Source organism: Martelella mediterranea DSM 17316 (assembly GCF_002043005.1).
Taxonomy (GTDB): Bacteria; Pseudomonadota; Alphaproteobacteria; order Rhizobiales; family Rhizobiaceae; genus Martelella; species Martelella mediterranea.
Genome location: NZ_CP020330.1, coordinates 3,373,288 through 3,397,574 on the forward strand (window position 1 = coordinate 3,373,288; position 24,287 = coordinate 3,397,574).

22 protein-coding genes are annotated in these 24,287 nt (G+C 64.1%); 7 read left to right on the forward strand and 15 right to left on the reverse strand.

The genetic code is table 11. From position 1 onward, the window contains the following. Positions 1-31: 31 nt before the first annotated feature. The 4 genes from Mame_RS15725 to pcsA form a co-directional block, all read right to left on the reverse strand. A complete protein-coding gene (locus tag Mame_RS15725) occupies positions 32-949 on the reverse strand; it encodes an ABC transporter permease (RefSeq protein ID WP_018064126.1) in 918 nt (305 codons plus the stop codon). Beyond that, a complete protein-coding gene (locus Mame_RS15730) occupies positions 946-2,058 on the reverse strand; it encodes an ABC transporter permease (protein ID WP_018064127.1) in 1,113 nt (370 codons plus the stop codon). The genes Mame_RS15725 and Mame_RS15730 overlap by 4 nt, the downstream gene beginning before the upstream one ends. Further along, positions 2,048-3,610, reverse strand: a complete 1,563-nt coding sequence (locus Mame_RS15735; RefSeq protein WP_018064128.1) for an ABC transporter ATP-binding protein — start codon at positions 3,608-3,610, stop codon at positions 2,048-2,050. Before Mame_RS15735 ends, Mame_RS15730 begins: the two co-directional genes overlap by 11 nt. A 161-nt stretch (positions 3,611-3,771) precedes the next feature. Beyond that, positions 3,772-4,521 (reverse strand): phosphatidylcholine synthase, encoded by a 750-nt coding sequence (gene pcsA, locus Mame_RS15740; RefSeq protein ID WP_026173358.1) that lies wholly within the window; start codon positions 4,519-4,521, stop codon positions 3,772-3,774. A 193-nt stretch (positions 4,522-4,714) separates the two neighbouring features. On the opposite strand from pcsA, the gene Mame_RS15745 reads away from it, so the two are divergent. After that, positions 4,715-5,899, forward strand: a complete 1,185-nt coding sequence (locus Mame_RS15745) for a UbiH/UbiF family hydroxylase (protein WP_018064130.1) — start codon at positions 4,715-4,717, stop codon at positions 5,897-5,899. Positions 5,900-5,916: 17 nt separating this feature from the next. After that, positions 5,917-6,690, forward strand: coding sequence for a RibD family protein (locus tag Mame_RS15750; protein ID WP_235726804.1), 774 nt, complete (start codon positions 5,917-5,919; stop codon positions 6,688-6,690). Here Mame_RS15750 and Mame_RS15755 read toward each other — a convergent pair. The 4 genes from Mame_RS15755 to Mame_RS15770 are packed head-to-tail and all read right to left on the reverse strand — an operon-like array spanning position 6,671 to position 9,912. Next, the gene (locus Mame_RS15755; protein WP_018064132.1) at positions 6,671-7,465 is read right to left on the reverse strand and encodes a methyltransferase domain-containing protein; all 795 of its coding nucleotides are present in this window, start codon (positions 7,463-7,465) and stop codon (positions 6,671-6,673) included. The genes Mame_RS15750 and Mame_RS15755 overlap by 20 nt on opposite strands. After that, positions 7,462-8,505 carry a glycosyltransferase family 4 protein gene (locus Mame_RS15760; protein WP_018064133.1) on the reverse strand — a complete coding sequence of 348 codons (1,044 nt, stop codon included), beginning with the start codon at positions 8,503-8,505 and terminating at the stop codon, positions 7,462-7,464. Before Mame_RS15760 ends, Mame_RS15755 begins: the two co-directional genes overlap by 4 nt. After that, positions 8,502-8,900 carry a 6-pyruvoyl trahydropterin synthase family protein gene (locus Mame_RS15765; protein WP_018064134.1) on the reverse strand — a complete coding sequence of 133 codons (399 nt, stop codon included), beginning with the start codon at positions 8,898-8,900 and terminating at the stop codon, positions 8,502-8,504. The genes Mame_RS15760 and Mame_RS15765 overlap by 4 nt, the downstream gene beginning before the upstream one ends. A 13-nt stretch (positions 8,901-8,913) precedes the next feature. Further along, entirely contained in the window at positions 8,914-9,912 is a 999-nt protein-coding gene (locus Mame_RS15770) for a zinc-dependent alcohol dehydrogenase (RefSeq protein WP_018064135.1), read from the reverse strand. A 257-nt stretch (positions 9,913-10,169) separates the two neighbouring features. On the opposite strand from Mame_RS15770, the gene ribA reads away from it, so the two are divergent. Then, on the forward strand, positions 10,170-11,231 hold the full coding sequence (gene ribA / locus Mame_RS15775; RefSeq protein ID WP_018064136.1) for a GTP cyclohydrolase II RibA: 1,062 nt from the start codon (positions 10,170-10,172) through the stop codon (positions 11,229-11,231). Between the two features lie 13 nt (positions 11,232-11,244). Then, positions 11,245-11,988: a CDP-alcohol phosphatidyltransferase family protein gene (locus Mame_RS15780; RefSeq protein WP_018064137.1), complete on the forward strand. Its 744-nt coding sequence runs from the start codon at positions 11,245-11,247 to the stop codon at positions 11,986-11,988. 11 nt (positions 11,989-11,999) lie between these two features. Here Mame_RS15780 and Mame_RS15785 read toward each other — a convergent pair whose 3' ends face one another. Next, complete coding sequence (locus tag Mame_RS15785; RefSeq protein WP_235726805.1) at positions 12,000-12,926, reverse strand: lysylphosphatidylglycerol synthase transmembrane domain-containing protein; 927 nt, start codon at positions 12,924-12,926, stop codon at positions 12,000-12,002. An 80-nt stretch (positions 12,927-13,006) separates the two neighbouring features. On the opposite strand from Mame_RS15785, the gene Mame_RS15790 reads away from it, so the two are divergent. After that, the gene (locus Mame_RS15790; RefSeq protein WP_155122129.1) at positions 13,007-14,653 is read left to right on the forward strand and encodes a sulfatase-like hydrolase/transferase; all 1,647 of its coding nucleotides are present in this window, start codon (positions 13,007-13,009) and stop codon (positions 14,651-14,653) included. A gap of 19 nt (positions 14,654-14,672) precedes the next feature. Here Mame_RS15790 and Mame_RS15795 read toward each other — a convergent pair whose 3' ends face one another. The 3 genes from Mame_RS15795 to Mame_RS15805 form a co-directional block, all read right to left on the reverse strand. Continuing rightward, the gene (locus Mame_RS15795; RefSeq protein ID WP_018064140.1) at positions 14,673-17,915 is read right to left on the reverse strand and encodes an efflux RND transporter permease subunit; all 3,243 of its coding nucleotides are present in this window, start codon (positions 17,913-17,915) and stop codon (positions 14,673-14,675) included. After that, complete coding sequence (locus tag Mame_RS15800; protein ID WP_018064141.1) at positions 17,912-18,919, reverse strand: efflux RND transporter periplasmic adaptor subunit; 1,008 nt, start codon at positions 18,917-18,919, stop codon at positions 17,912-17,914. Before Mame_RS15800 ends, Mame_RS15795 begins: the two co-directional genes overlap by 4 nt. 76 nt (positions 18,920-18,995) lie before the next feature. Beyond that, a complete protein-coding gene (locus Mame_RS15805) occupies positions 18,996-19,199 on the reverse strand; it encodes a YgaP family membrane protein (protein WP_018064142.1) in 204 nt (67 codons plus the stop codon). Positions 19,200-19,334: 135 nt separating this feature from the next. Here Mame_RS15805 and Mame_RS15810 point away from each other — a divergent pair, with 135 nt between their 5' ends. Together Mame_RS15810 and ggt are read left to right on the forward strand one after the other, a co-directional pair. After that, positions 19,335-19,634 (forward strand): ArsR/SmtB family transcription factor, encoded by a 300-nt coding sequence (locus Mame_RS15810; protein WP_018064143.1) that lies wholly within the window; start codon positions 19,335-19,337, stop codon positions 19,632-19,634. A gap of 202 nt (positions 19,635-19,836) precedes the next feature. Next, a complete protein-coding gene (ggt, locus tag Mame_RS15815) occupies positions 19,837-21,420 on the forward strand; it encodes a gamma-glutamyltransferase (protein ID WP_026173362.1) in 1,584 nt (527 codons plus the stop codon). A gap of 18 nt (positions 21,421-21,438) precedes the next feature. On the opposite strand, the gene Mame_RS15820 is transcribed toward ggt, so the two are convergent. From Mame_RS15820 to Mame_RS15830, 3 genes are read right to left on the reverse strand one after another with little or no spacing between them, the layout of a single operon-like run. Continuing rightward, complete coding sequence (locus tag Mame_RS15820; RefSeq protein ID WP_018064145.1) at positions 21,439-22,788, reverse strand: enolase-like domain-containing protein; 1,350 nt, start codon at positions 22,786-22,788, stop codon at positions 21,439-21,441. Further along, on the reverse strand, positions 22,785-23,630 hold the full coding sequence (locus Mame_RS15825) for a sugar phosphate isomerase/epimerase family protein (RefSeq protein ID WP_018064146.1): 846 nt from the start codon (positions 23,628-23,630) through the stop codon (positions 22,785-22,787). The genes Mame_RS15820 and Mame_RS15825 overlap by 4 nt, the downstream gene beginning before the upstream one ends. Further along, positions 23,630-24,286: a TetR/AcrR family transcriptional regulator gene (locus tag Mame_RS15830; RefSeq protein WP_018064147.1), complete on the reverse strand. Its 657-nt coding sequence runs from the start codon at positions 24,284-24,286 to the stop codon at positions 23,630-23,632. The genes Mame_RS15825 and Mame_RS15830 overlap by 1 nt, the downstream gene beginning before the upstream one ends. Between the last annotated feature and the right edge of the window lies 1 nt (position 24,287).

Consider the following 24,287-nt stretch of genomic DNA (forward strand, 5'->3'; position numbering starts at 1 on the left):
CATTTGGTTTGAAGGGTTCAGTCTAATCCGCCTAGCGATCCGGGACAAAGGATTTCCCGAGCGAAGCGGGCGTATTGATGAGCGTCATCCTCCGGTTCTGGGAGATGATGACGAGCACGAGGACGGTGACCACATAGGGCAGCGCCGAGAGGAATTGCGACGGAACGGCAATGCCGAAGGCCTGGGCGTGAAGTTGGCCGATCGTGACCGCGCCGAACAGATAGCCGCCGACCAGCACGCCCAAGGGCCGCCAGGAGGCAAACACCACCAGCGCAAGCGCGATCCAGCCGCGCCCGGCCGCCATGTTCTCCGACCATTGCGGGGTGTAGACCAGCGAAAGCTGCGCGCCTGCAAGCCCCGCACAGGCGCCACCGAACATCACCGCGAGATAGCGGATGCCGATGACGTTGATGCCGAGCGCATGGGCAGATGCATGATTGTCGCCGACCGAGCGCAGCACCAGACCGCGACGGGTCTTGAACAGGAACCAGGAAACGCCGGCCACGATCGCGATCGAGAGATAGAAGAAGATATCCTGGTCGAACAGCAGCGGCCCGATGACGGGAATGTCGGACAGGACCGGTATATCGAGCGACGGCATCTTGACGCCCGGTCTGCCGACCAGTCCCTCGCCGATCATCGCCGAAAGCCCCTGCCCCAGGATCGTCAGCGCGAGCCCCGTCGCCACCTGGTTGGCGACCAGCGTCAGCGTCAGGAAGCCGAAGAGCAGCGAGAACACGGCACCCGTGATCATCCCGGCCATCATGCCGATCCAGGGCGAGCCGGTGGCATGCGCCGCGGTGAACGCGCCGACCGCGCCCATGACCATCATGCCTTCAACGCCGAGATTGAGCACGCCGGCGCGCTCGCACACAAGTTCGCCGATGGCCGCCAGAACCAGCGGCGTCGAGGCCGTGATGATCGTGAGCAGAATGGCTTCGACAATCATGACGCTTTCTCCTCAACAGGCTGGCCAGGCGGCGCTTCGGACGATTTGCCCGCAAAAATCACGCGCACCTTGTAAAGGATCAGCGTGTCGCAGGAGAGCACGAAGAACAGCAGCATGCCCTGGAACACGCGCGTGACCTTGTCGGAGACGCCCATGGTGAACTGCACCCCCTCGCCGCCGATATAGGTCAGTGCCAGAACGAGACCCGCGACGATCGCGCCCAGCGGATTGAGACGACCGAGAAAGGCGACGATGATCGCGGTGAAGCCGTAGCCCGGCGAAATCTGCGGCTGCAGATAGCCGAGCGCGCCCGAAATCTCGCTAATGCCGGCAAGCCCTGCCAGACCGCCGGACAGCAGAAAACAGAACCATACCATGCGCCGCGAGGAAAAGCCCGCGAACCGCCCCGCGCGCTGCGACTGGCCGATGACGTTGACCTCGAAACCCTTCAGGGTGAAGCGCATCATGAACCACACTGCAAGCGCTGCCAGAATGGCCAGCGCAAAGCCGTAATGGGCGCGGCCGGAAGCCATCATTTCCGGCAGCATCGCCGCGTCGACGAAGTCGCGGGTCTGCGGAAAATTATAGCCCTCGGGATTGCGCCACGGCCCGCGCACCAGCCAGTCGAGGAAAAGCTGGGCGACATAGACCAGCATCAGCGAGGTCAGGATTTCATTGGTGTTGAAATAGTTCTTCAAAAGCGCGGGGATGCCGGCATAAAGCGCGCCGCCGGCAATGCCCATCAGCAGCATGATCGGCAACAGCAGCGGCGAGGACCACTGATAGAAATAGACCGGCACGATCGAGCCGACGATCGCGCCGACCGTGAACTGACCTTCGGCGCCGATATTCCAGATATTGGAGCGGTAGCAGACCGACAGGCCGACCGCGATCATGATCAGGGGCGCGGCCTTGATCATCAGTTCATGCAGCGACCAGACATCGAACAGCGGCCAGATGAAGAACTGGTAGAGCGCCTCCAGCGGATCCTTGCCGAGCGCCAGAAACATGATCGCCCCGAACACCACGGTCAGCGCGAAGGCGATCACCGGCGAGAGCAGCGAAAACAGCCGCGAGGCGCCCGGGCGTTTTTCAAGTTCAATGCGCATCGACCGTCTCCTCGCCATGGACGCCGCCCATCAGCAGGCCGATCTTCTCCAGCGTCATCGTCTCCGACGGATAGCTGTCGGAAAGCCTGCCCTCGGAAATCACGGCGATCCGGGTGGCGATCTCGAAAATCTCGTCGAGATCCTGCGAGATCACCAGCACGGCCGAGCCGGCGCGGGCAAGATCGACCAGCGACTGGCGGATATGGGCGGCGGCACCGGCATCCACGCCCCACGTCGGCTGATTGACGATGATGACCTTGGGCTTGCGGTCCAGTTCGCGGCCGACGATGAACTTCTGCAGATTACCGCCGGAAAGCGAGCCGGCTGTCGGATCCTCGCCACTCTTGCGCACATCCATGAATTTGGAAATATCGCCGGTGCGCGCCCGCGCCACCGCGCGGCGGATCATCTTCAGCGGACCGCCCGCCAGAAACGTGCCAGCCTCCGCCTCGTTGCGGGCGAGCACGAGATTTTCGGAAAGCGGCAGGCTGGTAACGGCGGCATGGCCGTGGCGCTCCTCCGGCACGAAGGCCGCGCCCAACGCGCGGCGGAAATTGATGCCCTTGGAGCCGACCGGCTTGCCGTCGATCAGAACGCTCTGTCCGTCAGCCACCGGGTATTCGCCCGAGAGCGCGTCGAACAGTTCCGACTGGCCGTTGCCGGCAACGCCCGCGATCGCCAGCACCTCGCCGGCCTTGACCTCGAGATAGATATCCTTCAGCGCGGCGGCAAAGGGCGTGCGCGACGGCGCGCTCAGGCCCTTGGCCTCGAGCAGCACCCGGCCCGTGGTCATGGCCTCGGGCCGCTTGATCTCGGAGACCTCGCCGCCAACCATCATGCGCGCCAGAGACGCCGCCGTTTCCTCGCGCGGCGTGCAGGCGCCGGTCACCTTGCCGTGGCGCAGTACGGTGGCCTTGTCGCAGATCCGCTGCACCTCCTCCAGCCGGTGGGAGATATAGAGCACCGAGCGGCCCTCGGCTCTGAGCTTGTTCAGCGTCTCGAACAGCCGGTCGGCCTCCTGCGGCGTCAGCACCGAGGTCGGCTCGTCCAGAATGATGAGGCTCGGGTTCTGCAACAGCGCCCGCACGATCTCGATGCGCTGGCGCTCGCCGACCGACAGATCGGCCACATGGGCGCGCGGATCGAGCGGCAGGCCGTATTCCACCGAAAGCCGGCGCGATTCGTCGGAAATCTCGGCCAGCGAAATGCCGGGATCAAGCGAGAGCGCGATGTTTTCCGCCACCGTCAGCGCCTCGAACAGCGAGAAGTGCTGGAAAACCATGCCGATGCCGAGCCTACGCGCATGGGCTGGCGCTTCGATGCGCACCGGCTCGCCCTGCCAGACGATCTGGCCCGCCGACGGTTCCAGCACGCCGAACAGCATTTTCACCAGAGTGGATTTGCCCGCGCCGTTTTCCCCAAGCAGAGCGTGGATTTCACCCCTGTCGATTTCGAGGTCGATCCCGTCGCAAGCGGCGAATGTGCCGAAATACTTCGTGAGACCGGAAACCGCCAACAGCGGTTGACCCGCCGGTTTCTTTACTTCGTCCAAACCGCCCTCCGGCCGCCGGCACTGCACCCGGACGCGATATGCGCGCCCTGCCCGCCATGGATTGACTAAAAATTAGGACTTCCCCTGCCCTGCGTATAAATGAAGCACAAACCCCGGTCGATGCGCAACGGTTTTGGCCGCTCCGCAAACAGATTCTTCGTTCAGAATTCGGCGCGCGTTTCCGCACCTCGCGCGCCGAGCTTGGGCAGGAACTGCAATACCGCGCCGATGACATAGAGATAGATGCCGCTGGCGACGAACAGCGCCTCGATCAGTTTCGGCGCGTCAAAGGACGCAAGCAGCGCATAGAACCCGGTCGCGCACCAGATGCCGAAGACGGTCAGATTGAGCGGCCTCAGACGCTTGACGCGGACGGGATGCAGGAACTGCACGGGCGCGAAGGTGAGCCCCACCGACAAAAGCACGATCGCCATCGCCACGAGCGAGGACGGCTGAATGACGAAAAACGAGAACACCACCATGTTCCAGACCACCGGGAAGCCCGAGAAGAAGTTCTCGCCGGTCTTCATGCCGCTATCGGCGTAATAGATCGCGCTGGAAACCACGATCAGCGCGGCGGCAACGAAGGACAGCGGCTCCCCGATCATATGCGACTGATAGAGCGCAAAGGCCGGAAGTAGGACATAGGTGACATAGTCGATGATGTTGTCGAGCATGACGCCGGACCAGCTCGGCAGCACTTCGGAAACCCTCAGCCGCCGGGCGATCGGTCCGTCAATGCCGTCGACGAGCAGCGCCAGCCCCAGCCACCAGAACATCGAGACGAATCGCCCCTCGGCGGCGGCCACGACGCCGAGAAACGCCAGGAACGAGCCTGAGGCCGTCAGTATGTGAACGGAAAACGCCCGGATTTCCGCGTATGGCACTTTTCGCTGACTGAACAATCCCATTCGATATCCGTTTGCTGCGTCGTGCGTTGCCGGCCTGTTCCGCCGGACAATCCGGCATGCCTACCGAATTTCAGTCCAGAATGCACCAGATCGATGCGTCCTGCGAAAAAAATCTTGGCTTTCCAGAATTTTTCGCAGCAGAAACAGCCTTGCCGCATTATATCGGTATCACAACAAATGACGAGGCTCGATTATGGCGGTGCATGAAATTGCAGTGATCGGCGGCGGACCCGCCGGTATGATTACGGCCCTGGCGCTGGCGCGTGCGGGACGCGACGTCGCGCTGGTGGCGCCCGCCCAAAGCAGCGGCGACCACCGCACCACCGCGCTCATGGACCACTCCATCGCCTTCATCAACCGGCTGGGCCTGTGGAAGGATATCAAGCCCGGGGCGGCCCCGCTCAAGACCATGCGGATCATCGATGGCACCGGCCGCCTGCTGCGCGCGCCGACCGTCAGCTTCCGCTCCGCCGAGATCGATCTGGAGGCCTTCGGCTACAATATTCCGAACAGCGTTCTGGTGGCAAAGCTTTCGCAAGCCGTCGAGAACGAGGCCAACATCACCCACTTTCAGGAAGCGGCAAGCGATATCGACATCGGCAAGGACGCGGTCGCGATCACGCTCGCCTCGGGCGAAAGCCTCAATGCAGCGCTGGTCGTCGGCGCAGATGGCCGCAAGTCCAAGGTGCGCGAGAGCGCGGATATCGGCACCCGCCAATGGAGCTACAAACAGTCCGCCGTCGTCCTGAATTTCGAGCACGGCCTGCCGCACGGCGATATCTCGACTGAGTTCCACACCCGCGGCGGCCCCTTCACCCAGGTGCCGCTGCCGGAGGCCAACCGTTCGAGCCTCGTCTGGGTCATGGCATCGGCAGATGCGGAGGCTATGGTTGAACGACCGCCGGAGGAAATCGCCGCGGCGATCGAGGAGCGCATGCAATTCCTGCTGGGCGCGGTGAAAATCGACGGCTCGGTGCAGAAGTGGCCGCTCTCCTCGCTGGTCGCCAACCGTTTCGGCAAGGGCCGGATGACGCTTGTCGGCGAGGCAGCCCACGCCTTTCCACCAATCGGCGCGCAGGGGCTGAACCTCAGCCTGCGCGACATCATGCGGCTTTCCCGCATGCTGGACGGCATTGACGGCTCGACCATCTCGTCACGCACCGGCGAGCGTTATGACTTCCTGCGCAAATCCGATGTCTGGAGCCGGACGGCAAGCGTGGACCTTCTGAACCGCTCGCTGCTGGCGGATTTCCTGCCGGCGCAGCTCGCGCGCTCTGCCGGGCTCTACGTGCTCTCCGCCGTGCCGCCGCTGCGCCAGTTCGCCATGCGCGAGGGCGTGCAGCCGATGCGCGGCATCAAGGCGCTGTTTGCAAGCTGACAAGCACCCAGGACGCCGTGACAGTAAACCCGATCAATATGAGCGACGAAACCTGGCGGCGGCTCCTTGCAGTGCGCGAAGGCAGCGCGCCGCCGCCGGGGCCCGAAGGCACGCTCTACGGGCCCATCGCCGCCGCCTCGGGGCGATTCGTTCTGGCGCAGGTCGGCCAGTCGCTGGACGGGCGGGTGGCGACGCCTTCGGGAGACGCGCGCGATATTTCGGGACCGGAGGGTCTCGCGCATCTGCATCGATGTCGCGCCCTGGTTGATGCCGTGATTGTCGGGGAGAACACCGTCAGTTGCGACGATCCGCGCCTTTCCGTGCGCCTCGTCGACGGGCCGGACCCGGCGCGCGTGGTCATTGATTGCCATGCGCGGCTAAGCGGATCTGAGGGCCTTTTCCATGACGGCGGCGCGCGGGTGATCGTTTTCCAGAGCGCCGAGGCCCGCCGCAACGATCTTCGGAATGCCGAAATCATCCCGCTTCGCCCAGAGAAAAACGGGCTTTCGCCGCAGGAGATGCTGAAGGCGCTTTCCGGACTTGGCCTGCATCGCGTGCTGGTCGAGGGCGGGGCGCGCACGATTGCCCGCTTCATCGAGGCCGGGTTGGTGGACCGGCTTCATGTCGCCGTTTCGCCGCTGATCATCGGATCGGGCCCGAGCGGAATTTCCCTCTCCCCGGTCGAGCGCCTTTCGAGCGCGCTCCGGCCAGAGGCACAGATCTACAGTCTGGGGAGCGACATCCTGTTCGATTGCCCGCTCAAGCCACTTGTCAGACCGGCAGGGCAATGAGATCGGTGTGACCGATCTCGCAGCGGCTTTCCGGCGCGGCTATGGCGGCCATGCGGAAGGCGAGCCAGTCCTCGATCTCGGCCTCGCCATGCATCGACATTTCCAGCAAGGGCCGACGAAATCCTGACAGAAAGGCCTTCTGCAGCGCCGCGTCCTTTCCGTCCAGCAACCATGGGCTCTTCATCACATCGACCTGGTATCCTCCGTCTTCCAGCAAAAGATGCAGACAGGGGCTTGCCCCGGGCCCGAGCGCCGTGCCGAAGCCCTTGTCGGTCTTCTGGTGGCGGTTGAAGGCCTCGACCATATCGTCATCGAGCGGATGACGATGCGTCCAGCGTATGATGCCGTCATAGTTCAGCGCCGCATAAAGACCGCAGCCTTGAGCTACGATTCGATCACTGAAAGCTACACAGAAGTCTTCCGAAACCAGATCGAACAGGGCCGAGGCCGTCACCACCGAAACGCCTTCCAGCGGCAATTGCTCAAGGTGGTTGAGGTCGAACTGACTGAAGGCGACCGCCGCCTCGCCACCGATAGTGTTCTCCGCCTGCTCGAGCAGAAGCGGGTCATGGTCAAGCAGCAGCCAGCTTGTGCCTTCCGGCACATGGCCTTTCAGACAGCGCCATGTCGAGCCCGTGCCGCAGCCGATATCGACAATCGCCGGCGCTGGCATGGCCTGCAGATAGCGCGACAGCTTGTCGATCAGAGCCTGGGCGCGGGCGGCTTTGTCCGCCGGTTCGCGCAGCGTCAGCCATTCGGTTTCAAAGCCGCTCATGCGATCGCCTCCAGAGACTCGGAAATGGTGCGCGCCGTATCATCCCATCCCGGCAATCTCTCGCCCGCGCGCCGGGCCGCTGCCGCCATTTCGGCGTGAAACGCCTTGTCTGTGATCATCTTTTCAAGGGCTTCGGCAAAACCCGCGCTGTCATCGACGGGCACCAGAATGCCGGCGTCCGGCGGCACCACGTCGGGAATGGCGCCGGCGCGGCAGGCAATCACGGGCACGCCCTGCGACAGCGCCTCGGCGAACACCATGCCATATCCCTCGTAGCGGCTGGCAAGCGCGAATATATCGGCGCTGGCAAGCAGCGCGCGGGTGTCGTCGCAGTCGCCGGCCAGCAGAATTCTGTCGTGGAGCCCAAGCGCGGCGATCTGCCGTTCGAGCGCCCGCGCGGTCGGCGCGTCCATATCCCGGCTGCCGGCAATGGTCGCTCTCCAGGGAAGGTCTTCGATCAGCTTCAGGGCGTCGACCAGCACATCATGCGCCTTGCGCGGGATCAGCGAGCCGACGGAGACAATATGCGGCGGATCGCCATCGCAGGCTGATACCGGCGCGGGGTCCGTGCCGGGAAGCGCGACGGTGATGTCGTCCGGCGGTATCGCGAACCGGCTTTCAACCTCCCGCCCGGTCTCGGGCGATGTCACGACGATATGGCGGGCAAGGGAAAGCGCCTTGTGCTCGCTCTCTTGCAGAACCGCCTGCAGGTCGGCGTCGAGCCCGGTTTCAAGCGCCAGCGGATGGTGGACCAGAGCGACAATTCTCAAACGGGCGGACTCGCGGGCCGCCCAGCCGTCCAGAATGCCGAAGGCGAGCCCGTCTATCATCACCAGCGCCCCGTCCGGCAGAGCCGAGAGCAGACGTTCGGCGTTCTGCTTCACCGCCGAAGCGGGATGCGGAAAGCCATCGCCAAGCGCCAGCAATTCCACGTCCCAGCCAAGCGTCTCCAGACCCGCAATCATCCGTCGGTCATAACCATAGCCGCCGGTTCTGGTTGAGAGATCGCCGGGATAGGCAAAGACAAGCTTGGCCGTCAAAGCGCGCCCTCATACCAGCCGCGGGCGGCATGGGATTCATGGAGCGTCACCCGGATTTTCGCAATGCGGTGGCTGCCCGGCCCGAGCTTTTTCTCGCCGACGGCCGCAGCGAGCCGGTCGAAGATATGTTTCGCGATCACCTCGGTGGTCGAAATCTTGCCGTTGAAGGCTTCGACTTCGTCCAGATTCTGATAGTTGAGCGGCTTCAGCACTTCGGCAAGCGTTTCGGTCGCCGCACCGATATCGACGGCAAGGCCGTCATCATCGACATCCTCGGTGAAGAAGGCGGCATCGACCACGAATGTGGCACCGTGCATGCCCTGGGCAGGACCGAATACGGGTCGGGGGAGGCTGTGGGCGATCATGATGTGATCGCGAACTTCGACTGCAAACATGGCTTCTCTCTTTTTAGTATCGGATACGGTGGCAGAGCGTTTCCGGATCATCGATGATGTCGGGATAGGCCGCCGCGATGTCCTCAAACGCGGTCTCGCCGGAGATCAGCGCATCGAGGCGGTCGTCTTCAAGCAGGGCAATCGCCTTGGCCAGACGACGGGCAAAGGTCCAGCGGGCGCGTCGAGCGGGCGGCAGCGCGCCGACCTGCGAACCGACGATCGACAGCCGCTGCGAATGGAAGGCCCCGCCGAGCGGCAGCGTCAATTTTCTGTCGCCGTACCAGCTCGCCTCGACAATCCGGGCCTCGAAGCCCGCGTGATCCAGCGCCTCCGCGAGCGCTTCGCCGGAGGCCGAGGCGTTGATCAGCACATCGAATTCGCCGTCAAGCGCACCGCTCTCGGCAAAGGTCACGCCGAGCCTCTCGGCAAGCGTCGGCCGCGCCGGATTGCGGTCGACCAGCACGACGTCCGTGCCGATGATCGCGGTGGCGAGGAAGGCACTCAGCGCGCCGACAACGCCCGCGCCGAACACCGCCACCCGGTCGCCGGGCATGATTCCGGCATCCCAGACAATGTTGAGCGCCGTCTCCATATTGGCTGCCAGGATGGCGCGTTCGGGCGGCAGCGATCCTGGTAGCGGCGTGACCATGGCTTCGGCCACGATGGCCGCGCTTTGATGCGGGTGCAGGCAAAAGACGTTGCGGCCGGCCAGATGTTCCGGCCCGGTCTCCACGCGACCCACCAGCGCATAGCCATATTTCACCGGAAACGGGAAAACGCCCGCCATGTGCGGTCCGCGCATGCGATCGCGCTCGCTTTCAGGAACCAGACCGTTGAAAACCAGTGATTCCGTGCCCCGGCTGATGCCGCTGAAAAGCGTCCTGAGCATTACCGAACCCTCGTTGACCGCGCCGAGTTGTTCCACTTGCAACGCGCAGGTCCGCGACGCCGGAAACCAGAGCGCCCGCGCCGTGTGGCCCGCGCGGTCATCATCGCCAAAACTTCCCTTCAATTTTCGACGCTCCTTCCGGCGAACACTTTTTTGTTAAAGTCCAGTCGCAGCGTGCGACTGGAACCAATCCACTTACGCGCTAATTACGTATTAGGTTCCAATGACTTCGACGCTCTGCCCGTTTGTGAACCGGGACGAGTCGATGGTTTTGTGACAAAACGATGATGCCGCCAGGCGGCGGAATCATACGCGTGCAACATAGCAGATCAACGCAGGAACAGATGGATAGGTTCAGTTTTCGAGTTTGCACCCCGGCAATGGAGATCGAACGGGCCGTCGCCGAACTGCGCTTCGGGCGCCCGGTCATTCTGGAGAGTGGCAAGGAAAAGCATGCCGTGCTGGCGCTCGATTGCGCCGCGCCGGAGACCTATGATGCCTTCGCGGCCGCAAGTGAGGATCGTCACGCGCTGTTCGTCACGGCGCAGCGGGCCCATTGCCTGGGCATTTCATCGAGCCTCGGCATCGCCGTGCCCGCCGAAGGGATGTCGTTCGATGCCGCGGCGAGGCTTTCCTATGCCCTGGATGCCAAAGCCCCGGGAGAATGGCGTGAGGCCGATCCGGCCATGTCGGCCGCCGCGGAGCTGGCGCGCATGGCGCTGCTGCTGCCGGCCATGGTATGCACGGAAATCAAGGGTATCGAGGATCGTTTCGAAGCCTGCCACAGGCTCGACTGCGCCCACCTTTCCGATACCAGGCACGCCCGCCAGGACTTCACCGAGGTCGTGCGCACGCGGGTTCCGCTCAAAGACCTCGGCGATGCGCAGTTTGCGGTGTTTCGCGGCGGGCTTGCGCAGAAGGATCAGATCGCAATCATCGTCGGAGATCCGGATTTCAGCCGTCCGGTGTCCGTGCGCATTCACTCCTCATGCCTCACCGGCGACCTGTGCGGCTCGCTGAAGTGCGATTGCGGCGACCAGTTGCGCAACGGCCTCGCCAATCTGAGGGCGGCAGGCGGCGGCGTGCTGATCTATCTCGATCAGGAAGGTCGCGGCACCGGCATCGGCTCCAAGATGCGGGCCTATGGCTATCAGCACCAGGGCCTCGACACGATCGATGCCGACGCCGAGCTCGGTCTCGAGCCCGACCATCGCCGCTACGAGGCGGCGATCGCGATCCTGCGGCTGCTGGGCATCTCAAGCGTCGTTCTGCACACCAACAACCCGACCAAGATCGCGGCGATCAATGCCGCGGGCATAAAGGTGGTGGGGCGGATGCCGACTCATGGCAAGATCACCGCGGAGAACCTGAATTACCTGCGCACAAAGGCGTCGAAGGCCGATCACATATTCGACCCCGAAATGCTCGCGGCAACGAAATAACCCCGAGAGCCGCATGACCGACAAGCCGAGCCCCGCACCGCCGCCGCACCTCAAAGCCAGCGCGTTTCTGGTGCTGGGCGTCGTGTTCGTCGCCGCGCTGGTTTTCTATCAGATGCTGGGCCCGCACCTGATGCTCGGACGCTGGGCGGTGATGTTCGCGGCGTTGCTGCTGTTTGCGATCTTCACCGTCGTTCTCAGCGCCCTGCCCTATCACCCGCACAGGTCTTTCGGCGCGGCCAACGCGATCACCGCGATCCGGACGGCGATCGTCAGCCTGGTGACGGCCTTCGTGTTTTTCGCCGCAGACATGGACGAGCATTCGGCGGTCTGGATCCTGATCGCGCTCGTGGTGGCGGCCTTCGTCCTCGATGGCTTCGATGGCTATCTCGCCCGACGCTTCGGCCAGGAATCCGCCCTTGGCGCCCGTTTCGACATGGAGGTCGATGCGCTGCTCATACTGGTCCTGTCGGAGGCGGCGCTGCTGCTGGGCAAGGCCGGTTGGTGGGTGCTTTTGATCGGGCTGATGCGCTATCTCTTCGTCGGCGCGCAATATTTCATGCCGGCGCTGGGTGAGCCCCTGCCCCCGTCATTTCGCCGGAAGCTGATCTGCGTGGTTCAGGTGGCAACGCTGTGTGTCATCCTCGTGCCGACGATCGTCCCGCCGGTCTCGACGGCGGCGGCGCTCATCGCGCTGGCTCTGCTGGCCTATTCATTCGCGGCCGACATCCTCTATCTGCTGCGCAAGAGCCGGTCATGAGGTCGCCCGTCTCAGGATTTGGCGATCCTGCCCCGGTAGAGCGAAACGGCAAACGATATGCCGCCGGGCACGGCAGCGCCCGCCAGCGATATCACCCCATAAAGCAGGCTTGCGGCCACGCCCTCGGCGCTGGTGAAGCCGAAGAGCGGCCAGAGTGCGGCGGCGGCGGCCTCGCGCGTGCCCCAGCCGCCGATGCCGGCGGGAATAAGCATGGTCATCAGACAAAGCGGAATGGCTGTGACGGCCGCGATCGCCGGCAAGGGCGCGCCGACCGCGCGCGACGCGATCAGGAATACCGCGATATAGCCGCAGACGATCAACACGCTGAGGCCGCCCTGCACCACAAACGCCCGGTCTTTCCAGAACACGGCGGCAATATCCGCCCCCACGGCGCGGAAGCGCTGCGGCAGCCATTCCGCCCAGAACACGGCGGCAATCACAATGCCGACGATGACAACCGCGCTGACGCCCCATATCAGCGCATCGGCCTGATCCGGCAGGCGTTCGCTCAGGAACAGGGGCCAGGCCAGAAGACCGATGCAACTCAGGGCGAAAAAGGCGATCTGGCCGGACAGTCTTTCCAGAAACACCGCCGCCGCCGGCCGCTTCCAGCCGCCAACGCCCTCCATCCGGCTGCGATAGGCCCGCACGGCATCGCCCGCCATGCCGCCCGGCAGGACCAGATTAAGCGCGCTGCTGATGTAGTATTCGCGAATGGCAAGGCCGAGACCGATCTCCTGTCCGAGCCTTTTGGCCGTGAACCGCCAGCGGTAGGCCGACGCTATGATCTGCACCTGCACCAATGCGAGCGACAGAATAACGAGGGCGGGCGGCACATCGCGCAAGGCCGCCACCAGACGTTCCGGGCCGGTCAGAGCGATGAGCCCGGCAAGCAGCGCCAGACAGGCGATAACCGAAACGGCGGCAAGTTTGTTCAAGCTCTGGTCCTTCGCAACATGCGGGCAGAAATTGCGCGCGCCGCATCTCAATGTAACGTATGGTGCGCGGTGATGGTTTGATGACAACAAGCGACAGGCCTGACAAGGGGCGAACCGTCTCATCCCGCGCGGGCTGGATCGCGTTCGTATTTTTCGTCATCCTCAGCTTTGCCGCGCTGATCCTGCCGGATCACCCGGGCGCGTTCTACGGCGCCGCTTTCCTGCGGTTTCAGCTGGAAGTTCCCATCATGGTGCTGGCGCTGCTGGTGCTGCCGCGACGGATCGCGACCGTGCTGGCCGTCCTGTTTGCGTTGGCCATCTTCACGCTGCTGTTCCTGAAGATCGCCGATATCGGCGTGCAATCTGCCTTCCAGCGGCGGTTCAACCCCTATCTCGACATGAAGATGCTGGCCGATGGCTGGAATGTTTTTTCCGGAACGCTGGGCGCTTGGAAGGCAGGCGTCGCGATCGGGGCGGTCCTTACGGGCTTTATCGGCCTTCTCGCGCTTTACTTCGGGGCGGAACGGCGGCTGATAAGACTGAGCAAGGCGCAAAAGCGCGGACCGGTGATCGTTGCGCTCACCCTGCTAGCCATCGGGACCGCGCTCCAGTTCGTCGAGACCCCTGTGCGGGCGGAGATGAAGGCCGTCGCCTATCTCGGCAACCGGCTGGCGCTGGTGCAGAAATCGGTCGCGGATATGCAGCGGTTCGAGCGCGATCTGGCCGCCGCTGACGAGATCGGTTCCAGAAACGATCTGTTTGGCGCGATCAGGGGCCGCGACGTCATTCTCGTCTTCATCGAATCCTACGGGCGCAGCGCCGTGGAAGATCCGCTCTACAGTCCGGTGACGGTGCCGAGGCTCGACAATGTCGAAGCCGAACTCACCGAAGCGGGCTTCTCCTCTGCGTCCGACTGGCTGGTCTCGCCCACCATGGGCGGCTTGAGCTGGCTTGCCCATGGCACGTTTCTCTCCGGCCTGTGGACCGACAGCCAGGCCCGCTACGACCGGCTGATGATCAGCGACCGGCAAAGCCTGAACAACCTGTTCCGCCAGGCCGGATGGCGCACGGCTGCGGTCATGCCGGCAATCACCATGGACTGGCCGGAAGCCGCCTATTACGGCTATGACGAGGTTTTCGCGTCGGGCGATCTCGGCTATCTCGGCAAGCCCTTCAACTGGATCACCATGCCGGATCAATACACGCTATCGGCGTTTGATCGCTTGGTGCGCCAGCCCGCCCGTGCCGAGGGCAAACCGCTGATGGCGGAAATCGCGCTGATCTCAAGCCATGCGCCATGGACGCCGGTGCCGAGCCTGATCGACTGGAACGATGTCGGCGACGGCACGGTGTTCGACAGTCAGGCGGAAAGCGGAAAATCACCGCAGGAAGTGTGGTCGAACCGAGACGATATCCGCGATCACTATATCCGAACCATCGACTATTCGCTGCAGACGGTCGGCGATTACATCGCCCGCTTCGGCGACGACGCCGTCTTCATCGTTCTCGGCGACCATCAGCCGGCGCCGGTCGTCACGGGACCCGAGGCATCGCGGGCGGTTCCGGTGCATGTCATCAGCCGGGATGCCCCCCTCATCGAACACTTCGAGGCGGATGGCTTCACCCCCGGCATGATCCCGGCCCCGGACGCGCCGGAAACGGGGATGGACACGATGCGGGCGAAGCTCATCGATATCTTTGGCGGACATTCCGGACCGGCGATGTAGCGCCGGCCCGGATTAACGCCTATGCCGATGCTGAGCCTTCAGGGCTCGCAGCGGCACTCTCCCGCCCGTCTCCCCGCAGCACGACGTAGATCGCCGGAATGATCAGCACGGTCAGCGCCGTGGAGGAGGCAAGGCCGAACAGCAGCGAGATCGCCAGCCCCTGGAAGATCGGGTCGGTCAGGATCACGGCGGCCCCGATCATCGCGGCAAGCGCGGTGAGCAGGATCGGCTTGAAGCGGATCGCGCCGGCTTCGAGAAGCACGTCGATCAGCGGTCTGCCAGGCGTGCGCGCATGGCGGATGAAATCGACCAGCAGGATCGAGTTGCGCACGATGATGCCCGCAAGCGCGATGAAGCCGATCATCGAGGTCGCGGTGAACGGCGCGCCGAACAGCCAGTGACCGCCGAGAATACCGATGAAGGTCAGCGGGATCGGCGTCAGGATCACGAGCGGCAGCTTGAACGAGCCGAACTGGGCGACGACAAGGATATAAATCCCGATGATCGCCACCATGAAGGCGGCGCCCATGTCGCGGAAGGTCACCCAGGTCACCTCCCATTCGCCGTCCCAGAGCAGCGTCGGATGGGTCTCGTCGTCGGGCTGGCCGTGGAGGACGATGTCCGGCTTCGGCAGATCGCCCCAGTCCATGGCATCGATCGCATCCTGCACCGCCAGCATGCCGTAGATCGGCGCCTCATACGCACCGGCGAGCTCGGCCATCACCATTTCGGCGGCGCGGCCATTGTGGCGGAACACCGGATAGGATGCGGGTTCCTGCGTGACGCTGACGACATCGCCAAGTTCGACCACGCCGCGCCCGCCCGGCAGCGCATTGGCCGGCACCGGGGTCGAGAGCGCGCGTTCATCGAGCGTGTCGTGCTCCTTCGGCAGCGCAAGCCGGATCGGGATCGGCTGACGCCCGTCGCCGCGATGCGAATAGCCGACCGTTGCCCCGCCATAGAGATAGCTGAGCGTGTCGTAGACATCCGATTGTTCGACCCGGTAATATTCGAGATTGTCCTGATCGATGGCAACCCGCATCCGTTCCGGCCGGTTGTGATAGCTGTCGTCAAGATCGACGATGAAGGGCACGCTTTCGAAAGCCTCGCGCACCTTGTCCGCCACAGCGCGCCGTGTCTCGGGGTCCGGGCCGTAGATCTCGGCAAGCAGCGTCCCCATGACCGGCGGGCCGGGCGGCGGCTCCACCACCTTCACCACCGTGCCCTGCGGCAGGTCGAGGCCGTCGAGCCGTTCGCGCATGTCGAGCGCGATGGCGTGGCTCGCCCGGTCGCGATCGCCCTTTGGCAACAGGTTGACGGCGACCTGCCCCTGCTCGGGATTGGCCCTCAGGTAATAATGGCGTACCAGCCCGTTGAAATCGAAGGGCGCGGCGGTGCCGGCATAGGTCTGGAAGGAGACGATTTCTGGCATCTCCGCAAGCCTGTCGACAACCGATTGCAGCGCCCGGTCGGTGTCCTCGACGGAAGCGCCTTTCGGCAGGTCGAGCACGACCTGGAGGTCGGACTTGTTGTCGAAGGGCAGCAGCTTGACCGTGACATCCTTGGTGTAGAACAGCGCAAGCGAGGCAAACGTCGCCAGCGCCACCAGGATGATGAAGGTCCACGCCCGCGCCCGGCTTTTCAGGACAGGCCGCGCGACCGCGACATAGAACCGGCCGAGACGGCCGCCGCCGGCAGCACCGTGGGCAGCGCCATCGCCATGAGCTACCGCCTTGCCGCCGAGCTTGATCATCAGCCACGGCGTCAGAATGACGGCGACGAAGAACGAGAACAGCATGGCCGCCGAGGCATTGGCGGGGATCGGGCTCATATAGGGGCCCATCATGCCCGAGACGAACATCATCGGCAGCAGGGCCGCGATCACCGTCAGCGTGGCGACGATGGTGGGATTGCCCACCTCGGCAACGGCATCGATCGCCGACTGAACGCGCGAGCGGTCATCCTGCATCGCCCAGTGGCGGGCAATGTTTTCGATCACCACGATGGCGTCATCGACCAGGATGCCGATGGAAAAGATCAGCGCAAACAGCGAGACGCGGTTGATCGTGTAACCCATGATCCACGAGGCGAAGAAGGTCAGAAGAATGGTCGTCGGAATGACGACCGCGACCACCAGCGCCTCGCGCCAGCCGATGGCGATGCCCACGAGCACGACGATCGAAACGGTCGCAAGCGCCAGATGGAACAGCAGCTCGTTGGCCTTCTCGTTGGCGGTCTCGCCGTAATTGCGCGTGACCGTCATTTCCACATCGGCGGGGAAAATCTGGCCGCGCACCTGCTCCAGCCGGTGCACGATCTCCTCGGCGATCACCACCGCATTGGTGCCGGGACGCTTGGCAATCGCCAATGAGACGGCGGCAGCGCGATCCAGCCCGTCATCGGTGCGGCGGATATCGGTGACGCGGTGTTCGGCCGGCGATGTCGCCAGTACCACATCGGCGACGTCGCGAACATAGACCGGGCGGCCGTCGCGCGCCGTCAGCAGCAGATTGCCGATCTCGGGCAAGGACTGCAGCGTCTGGCCGGCGACGACGGGAAGCTGGCCGCCATCCTCGCGGATGGTGCCGACCCGGAAGGACCGATTGGCGCCCTGCACCTTGGCGGCGAGCTGCTGCAGCGTGATGCCGAACAGCGACAGGCGCTCGGGATCCGGCTCCACGCGGAACTGTTCGGGCTGTTCGCCGACAATATAGGTGAGCCCGATATCCGGCAGTTTGGAGACTTCCACCTGCAGTTCGCGGGCAAGCCGGGTCAGGTCGTTTTCCGTCCAGCGCCCGGCGGCCTCAGGCGTCGGCCTGAGCGTAACGACGACCGCGGCCACGTCGTCGATGCCGCGACCGACGATCAGCGGCTCCGGGACGCCGACCGGAATACGGTCCATATTGGCGCGGATTTTCTCATGCACCCGTAATATCGCGGTATCGGCGTTGGTGCCGACCTCGAAACGGGCGGTGACGAGCGCGCCGTCGTCATCCGTCTGCGAATAGACATGCTCGACGCCGTCAATGCTCTTAACGATGGTTTCCAGCGGCTCGGTGACGAGCTTGACGGCGTCCTCGGCCTTCAGCCCGTTGGCGTTGACATGAATGTCGACCATCGGCACCGAAATCTGCGGCTCCTCCTCGCGCGGCAGCGAGACGAGCGCGATCAGGCCAAGCGCAATCGCGGCCAGCAGCAGCAGCGGCGTGAGTGGCGACGTGATGAAGGTGCGGGTGAGCCCGCCTGCGATACCGAGCTTCATGGCAGCACAACCCGATCACCGGCGCGCAGGCCGGACAGGACCTCGATCCGTTCCGCGTCATTGTCGCGCACGATCTCGCCGAGAACGACCACGACATCCATCTCGCCGTCCGCTGTCGCGATCCGCACATAGTCGACGCCGTGCACGGTCTTGACGGCTTCCGGGGGCACGACGAGGGCTGCCCGCTTGCCGACCGGGATCGACACCAGCGTGCGCTCGTTGACGAAATAATCGCCGACGCTCTCGATCTCGACATCGGCGATCACGCGGCCATCGGCGATTTCCGGATATACCTTGCTGATGCGCCCGGTGCTGACGGCCGGCAGCTCGCCTGCCCCGCGCACAAGATCACGCTCGCCGACCTGCACCTCGGCGCCCTCGACGATTTCGGCCGCATGCCGCTCCGGCAGCGACAGGCGCAGATAGTACGGCCCCGGCGCGATGCGGGCGACATTCTCGCCCGCCATCACGACCGAGCCCAGCGTTACCGGCACGGTCAGCACCCTGCCCGTTGCCGGCGCCAGAACCTCGCCCTCCTTGGCGCGCTGCTCCACGACCGCCTTTTCGGCAATGGCGGCAGCAACCTGATTGGTGGCGACGTCGAACTGCATCGTGGCCTGATCGAGACGGGCCTGGGTGCCGGAGCCGGAGGTGCGCAACTGCTGGGCGCGATCGAGTTCGGTGCGTGCGTTCGCGAGCTGCGAATTCAAAGCCTCGAGCCTCGCATCGGCAGCCTTGAGTTCGAGCGCGATCTTGTCGTCGACGATCACCGCGATGGTGTCGCCCTTGGCGACATTATCGCCCTCGCCGACCCGAACGTCCTCGACAACGCCGCCGATCCGGGCGCGCGCCGGCACCACGATCCGGCTTTCCACCCGGCCGAAAACGGCCTTCATCTCGGTCACGGTCACGGGTTCGACGGTAAATTCGGCGGCAGCCGCAGCCGAGGCGACAAGCGTCGTCACGGCAAGGGCGGCGGTCAATCGGAAAACGGCTTTCAGCATGGGACCAAAGCTCCTCCCGGCGGCAGAGTTTAACCTCCGCGCCCGGGATAAATGTGTGATAACGAGGCTGGCGCGGTTATTCGAACGCCGAACCCGACTTGACTCCGAGCTTCCGGAACACAATTGCAGCAGGACAGAAACCTGTCACCGATGCCTGGATCAGGTTGAGACCGACAAAGGCATTGAGCAGGAACCACCACGGCGAGACATAAAAGCCGAGCGCCAAGGAGATAAGAACCATGAAACCCGCGAACATCATCACGGCACGATCGAGCGTCATTTGACCATTCCTTCTGTTGGATCAATACGTTGCGCAAAGGACGGCGCGGTTGGAACCTCCCGGCTCAACGCCGTTCGCACGACAACGTAATCGCATGGCTTGCATATAACATTCAAAAATATTAAATTCAAGAACATGAATGTCACAGAGATGATCCCCGCCGCCGAAGCGGCCGCCGAACTGATGAGCAGTCTTTCCCATCCGCAAAGGCTGCTGGTGCTTTGCGCGCTTGTCGATGGCGAGAAATCGGTCGCCGAATTGCGCCGGGAACTCGGCATCGAACAGGTGCCGATGTCGCAGCAACTCATGCGCCTGAGGGCCGACGGACTTGTCGAGTCCAGGCGGGAGGGCACCACGGTATACTACGCCATCACCCGGCCGGAGGTGTTGACCGTGATCAACGCGCTCCACGGCGCTTTTTGCAGGAAAGAATAGCGGCGTGGCATGGGGTGATATGCCGGTCCGCCAGCGCTCCGCGGCATTCCGTTGCGGCGCCGATTGGTGTAATGCGTTGCGCAGGCCGGCTGCATCAGTTCAACATTTCTGATGAGCGTGAAACCGCAGCCCCACAATAAGATCACGCGGTTCCGCATTCTCGGAAAAGCTGAACCGTTGGGGGGATTGGAATATCATGGTCATGCGAGACTTCATGGCGCCGGGGAAGTCCGTCGCGCTTGCCGAAAACGCGATGGCAGCGACATCGCATCCGCAGGCGACGCTGGCGGCGCTCGATATCCTGCGCGCCGGCGGCAATGCGGTCGATGCAGCGATCGCGGCGGTCGCCCTGCAGGGCGTGGTCGATCCGCACATGACCGGCATCGGCGGCGATTGCTTCGCCCTGTTCACGCCCGCCGGCGGCAGGCCGGTCGCGCTCAACGGTTCCGGCCGCGCCCCCGCAGCGGCCCATCTGGAATTTTTCCGGGAACAGGGGATAACCGCGATCTCCGATCTCTCGGTGCATTCGGTCACCGTGCCGGGCGCCGTCGGGGCGTGGGACTATCTGAGCGAAACATTCGGGCGGATCGGGCTCGACGCGATCCTTCAGCCGGCGATCAGGGCCGCGCGCGACGGCTTCACAATTACGCCGCGCGTCGCGCACGACTGGGCGCGCTATGCCGAGAGGCTGCGCCGGCACGAACCCGCCGCGCGCCAGTTCTTGCCGGGCGGCAAGGCCCCTGTGACAGGGGACCGGCTCTACAATCCCGCGCTTGCCGACACGCTCGAAAAGATCGCGCGCGAGGGGCGCAAGGGCTTCTACGAAGGCGCGGTGGCCGAGGATATCGTTGCCACCCTCAATGCGCTCGGCGGGCTTCACACGCTCGCCGATTTCGATCGCAATCGACCGGATGTCACCGAACCCATCGAAGCGGACTACCGAGGTTACCGGCTGCTGGAATGCCCGCCCAACGGCCAGGGCCTCGCCGCGCTGCTGATGGCGCGCATTCTGGACGGGTTCGACCTTGGCGAGGGCAAGGTCTCGGCGGCGGACCGCATTCATCTTCTGGCGGAGGCCGCGAAATCGGCCTACCGCCAGCGCGACCTCCATATCGCCGATCCGGCCCACATGGCCGTGTCGGTGGAAGCGCTTCTGGACGAGAACCGGATCGCGGCCATTCGCTCCGCCATCGCCCTCGACCGCGCCTCGCCTGCCGAGGCGCTCGACATACCGATCCACAAGGACACGGTCTATGTCAGCGTCGTCGATCGCAACGGCAATGCCGTGTCGCTGATCAACTCGATCTTCGCCTCATTCGGCAGCGGCATCTATGCCGAAGGGTCCGGCGTGCTGCTGCAGAACAGAGGCAGCGGCTTTTCCCTGGCCGACGGCCATGCCAATTGCATCGGCCCCTCCAAACGCCCCTTCCACACGATCATTCCGGCCATGATGTTTGACGGCGACAAGCCCTATCTCTCTTTCGGAGTCATGGGCGGGCAGTATCAGGCGAACGGCCACGCCCATTTCATCTCGCAAGTCATCGATCGCGGCTTCGATATCCAGATGGCCTCCGATCAGCCGCGCAGCTTCTTCACCGAAGGCGTGATCACTCTGGAACCGACCATTTCCGACGAGACAAGGCGCGATCTAGAGCGGCGCGGCCACCTGACCCGGATCGCCGAAGAGCCGCTCGGCGGCTGCCAGGCGATCATGATCGACCACAAGCGCGGCATATTGTGGGGCGCGTCGGACCACCGCAAGGATGGCATCGCGCTCGGCTATTAGAGCATCAGCGTCGGGCGGTTAACGTCCGAATCCCGGGCCGAACAGCGAGCCGATGGCGACCGTGCCATCCTCGATGCGCAGGTCGATACGGCCGTCATTCCTGCGGTAGAGATCGGGATGGGCGGCAAGCAGCCGCGCCTTTTCGAGATCGTCATAACCCTGCAGACCGCCGCCGAAATGGTGGCCGTTGCGCTCCACATCGCGGCAGCCGAGCGTTGCCGCCACCAGCGTATCCTGCTGCCAGCAAAGGCCGGGCTGGCAGGTCAGGTCTTCCGCCGAGATGAACAGGCGTTTTCCGTGGGCCCGGCCATCGACCTTCCGGGCATAGTTCAGGAGCGCGCGCAGCACGCCCTTGCAGCTCTTGATCGAGGTGCCGGACCAGCCATAGGCAATCGCGGTGGCGAAGGCGTCGTCATGGTCGTCGCTCTCGTCGATGATCAGCGGGAAGGCGGAAAGCGCCGGCGTGATCTCAAGCGTCAGCGCCGTCTCGCGGGCGAAGGGCTGTTCGATGAAGGCGATCGAATTGCGCAATCGCGAGAGCCTTGGATCGCCCTGCAGGCGGTCGAGAAAGGCGGCGAAACGGTCGGGCAGATACTGCTCGTTTGCGTCGAGCGTGACGCGGTAATTGTCCGTCTGGTCGACCAGCGTGGCAATATGCGCCAGCCGGTCGATATCGGCATCCGGCTCGCCCTTGAGCTTGATCTTGAAGGCGCGGATACCGGTGGCGCGGATGATCGCTTCGAGGCTTACCGGCAGCCCGTCATCGGCCCTGTCCGCCTCGCCCGAAAATATCGGCGCGTCGAAACCGACGGTCTGGCGCGGCGAGATCGCCGGCAGCGGCGTGATCCCGGCAAGCGCGCCGGTGATGGCGGCAGAAGAAATATCGGGCGCGGCAAGCGTACTGACGCCGAACAGGTCGGCCTTTGCGGCCTGCGGAAAATTGAGGCCATGCGCGCGACAGACCGCGTCGATCAACGCCATTTCGACGAGCGCCGGGCCGAAATGGGCGGCGAGCCTTGGCGTGCCCTCCGGCATGGCGGCCTCGACCGCGTGGCGCATGCGGGTCGTGGCGGCGGCGATGGTTTCGGACGCGATGTCCTCGGCCGATCGACAGGCAAACTCCAGCGAGCGCTTCAGATCGGCGACGGTGTCCTCATTCGTCCGGCTCGCACGCTTGTCGAACCAGCGCGGCACCATGAGCTGGGCCGCGTGGCCCTCCGCTATCTGTCCATCGACTTCGACAGTCACCGAAACGAAGCCCTGATCGGTTTCCGTGACAACGGTATTGCCGAAATGGAACGGCAGGCGGAACCGGACCGGCCGGGTGCGAAACGCGATCGCCTTGAGCGAAATCCGTGCGGCGCTCATGACATCGCCCTCCCATGGGTTTGCAGATGGGCCCGTGTGGTGGCCGACGCGATGGCAAGCGTCACTTCCGCGCTGACGCAGGTGGTGAACGGTTCGACCGAAAGGTCCCCGCCATATCCGCTCGCGATCAGCGCGGCGATGATGGCCGAAAAATCGTCGGCTCCGGTGCCCGGCGCGCCGCGATTGCTGTCGTTGAGATGCACATGGGCAATCAGCCCGCTCGGCATCCATTTTTCGATCAGCGCCGGCACGCTTTCCTCTTCGGTAAGGGCCGCCGAGGAACAGTCGAGCATGGTCTTGAACACCGGCGACCCGACCATCTCGACAAGCCGGCGGGCGTCCGCCAGCGTGTTGATGAACGGCGTCTGGTCGCGCGAAAGCGGCTCGATGCAATAGGTGAGACCAGCGTCATGACAGGCGCGGGCAACGGGCGCGAACAGTTTCGCCGCATGGTCATAGGTCGCCGCATCCGCGATGCCGGCAAGCGGGCGGCGCTGCTGGGGCGAGCCGTGGATGAGCACATGGCCGCCGAGCGCGGCGCAGATGTCAACGAGCCTCAGCAGATAGTCCGTCGTCTCTCCAGCCACCGCGGGGTTGGTAATCGAGAGCGCCGGGGCGGAGGACAGCAGCCAGTGCAGGCCGGCAATTTCCATGCCTTCATCGGCCGCCGTCTGCCGCATCGCCCTCACCTCACTCTCCGAAAGGCGGAGAGGGTCAGCGGGAAAGCTCTCGATCGCAAGCTCCAGCGCGTCAAAGCCGACGGCCTTCGCGAACCGGCACTGCGCCCGAAAATCGAGACCTTCCCGGCTCAGCAGTTCGTTGCAGCAGACAAGGCGGGGCATCAGCTTTCGCCTTTCTGTTTGAGCCAGCCGACGACCGCCTCCGTGGCGCGGCGGGCATGGGCGTTGAGGCCCTCTTCGCTCGCGTCGAAGCCGAAGACCTCGGCCAGCGTGAAGCGGTTGGAGACAGGAAAATAGCAGAGCGAGGCGATCATCAGATAGACTTCCACCGGCTCGGCCTTCCGCAGGAAAACGCCGTCTTTCCAACCCCTTTTGAGCACTTCCTCAAGCTTGATCAGAAGCTTCGACTGGATCTCGCGCCGGTCGCCGATCTTGCCGACGGAGGAACCCTGCCGCAGGTTCTCGGTGTTCAGCATGGTGATGAACCAGGGCCGGGTGCGGAAATGGGTCATGGTGAACATCACCAGCGCCGCGACCGCATCCTCCGGCGAGAGCGCCTCGAGCGCCAGCTTCTCCTCGCCCGCGCGGATCTGCACATAGGCCTCGCGCAGCGCCGCCTTGTAGAGTTCGTCCTTGTCGCCGAAATAGTCGTAGAGCAGCGGCTTGGAGAGGCCGGCCTCGGCGGCGATGCGGTCGACGCGGGCGCCGTCATAGCCGACCGACGAGAATTCATCGAGCGCCGCCTGGAGGATTGCCGCGCGCGAAGCCTCCGCATCGCGCGTTCCCCGTTTCGTCTTTACCGCTGTCCGCCTCGCCACG

Excerpts from the sequence above, each read along its gene's own strand:
- Mame_RS15725 (WP_018064126.1), bottom strand. The coding sequence starts at position 949 with ATGATTGTCGAAGCCATTCTGCTCACGATCATCACGGCCTCGACGCCG.
- Mame_RS15730 (WP_018064127.1), bottom strand. The coding sequence starts at position 2,058 with ATGCGCATTGAACTTGAAAAACGCCCGGGCGCCTCGCGGCTGTTTTCG.
- pcsA (WP_026173358.1), bottom strand. The coding sequence starts at position 4,521 with ATGGGATTGTTCAGTCAGCGAAAAGTGCCATACGCGGAAATCCGGGCG.
- Mame_RS15745 (WP_018064130.1), top strand. The coding sequence starts at position 4,715 with ATGGCGGTGCATGAAATTGCAGTGATCGGCGGCGGACCCGCCGGTATG.
- Mame_RS15755 (WP_018064132.1), bottom strand. The coding sequence starts at position 7,465 with ATGAGCGGCTTTGAAACCGAATGGCTGACGCTGCGCGAACCGGCGGAC.
- Mame_RS15765 (WP_018064134.1), bottom strand. The coding sequence starts at position 8,900 with ATGTTTGCAGTCGAAGTTCGCGATCACATCATGATCGCCCACAGCCTC.
- ribA (WP_018064136.1), top strand. The coding sequence starts at position 10,170 with ATGGAGATCGAACGGGCCGTCGCCGAACTGCGCTTCGGGCGCCCGGTC.
- Mame_RS15780 (WP_018064137.1), top strand. The coding sequence starts at position 11,245 with ATGACCGACAAGCCGAGCCCCGCACCGCCGCCGCACCTCAAAGCCAGC.
- Mame_RS15790 (WP_155122129.1), top strand. The coding sequence starts at position 13,007 with ATGACAACAAGCGACAGGCCTGACAAGGGGCGAACCGTCTCATCCCGC.
- Mame_RS15795 (WP_018064140.1), bottom strand. The coding sequence starts at position 17,915 with ATGAAGCTCGGTATCGCAGGCGGGCTCACCCGCACCTTCATCACGTCG.
- Mame_RS15800 (WP_018064141.1), bottom strand. The coding sequence starts at position 18,919 with ATGCTGAAAGCCGTTTTCCGATTGACCGCCGCCCTTGCCGTGACGACG.
- Mame_RS15805 (WP_018064142.1), bottom strand. The coding sequence starts at position 19,199 with ATGACGCTCGATCGTGCCGTGATGATGTTCGCGGGTTTCATGGTTCTT.
- Mame_RS15810 (WP_018064143.1), top strand. The coding sequence starts at position 19,335 with ATGAATGTCACAGAGATGATCCCCGCCGCCGAAGCGGCCGCCGAACTG.
- ggt (WP_026173362.1), top strand. The coding sequence starts at position 19,837 with ATGCGAGACTTCATGGCGCCGGGGAAGTCCGTCGCGCTTGCCGAAAAC.
- Mame_RS15820 (WP_018064145.1), bottom strand. The coding sequence starts at position 22,788 with ATGAGCGCCGCACGGATTTCGCTCAAGGCGATCGCGTTTCGCACCCGG.
- Mame_RS15825 (WP_018064146.1), bottom strand. The coding sequence starts at position 23,630 with ATGCCCCGCCTTGTCTGCTGCAACGAACTGCTGAGCCGGGAAGGTCTC.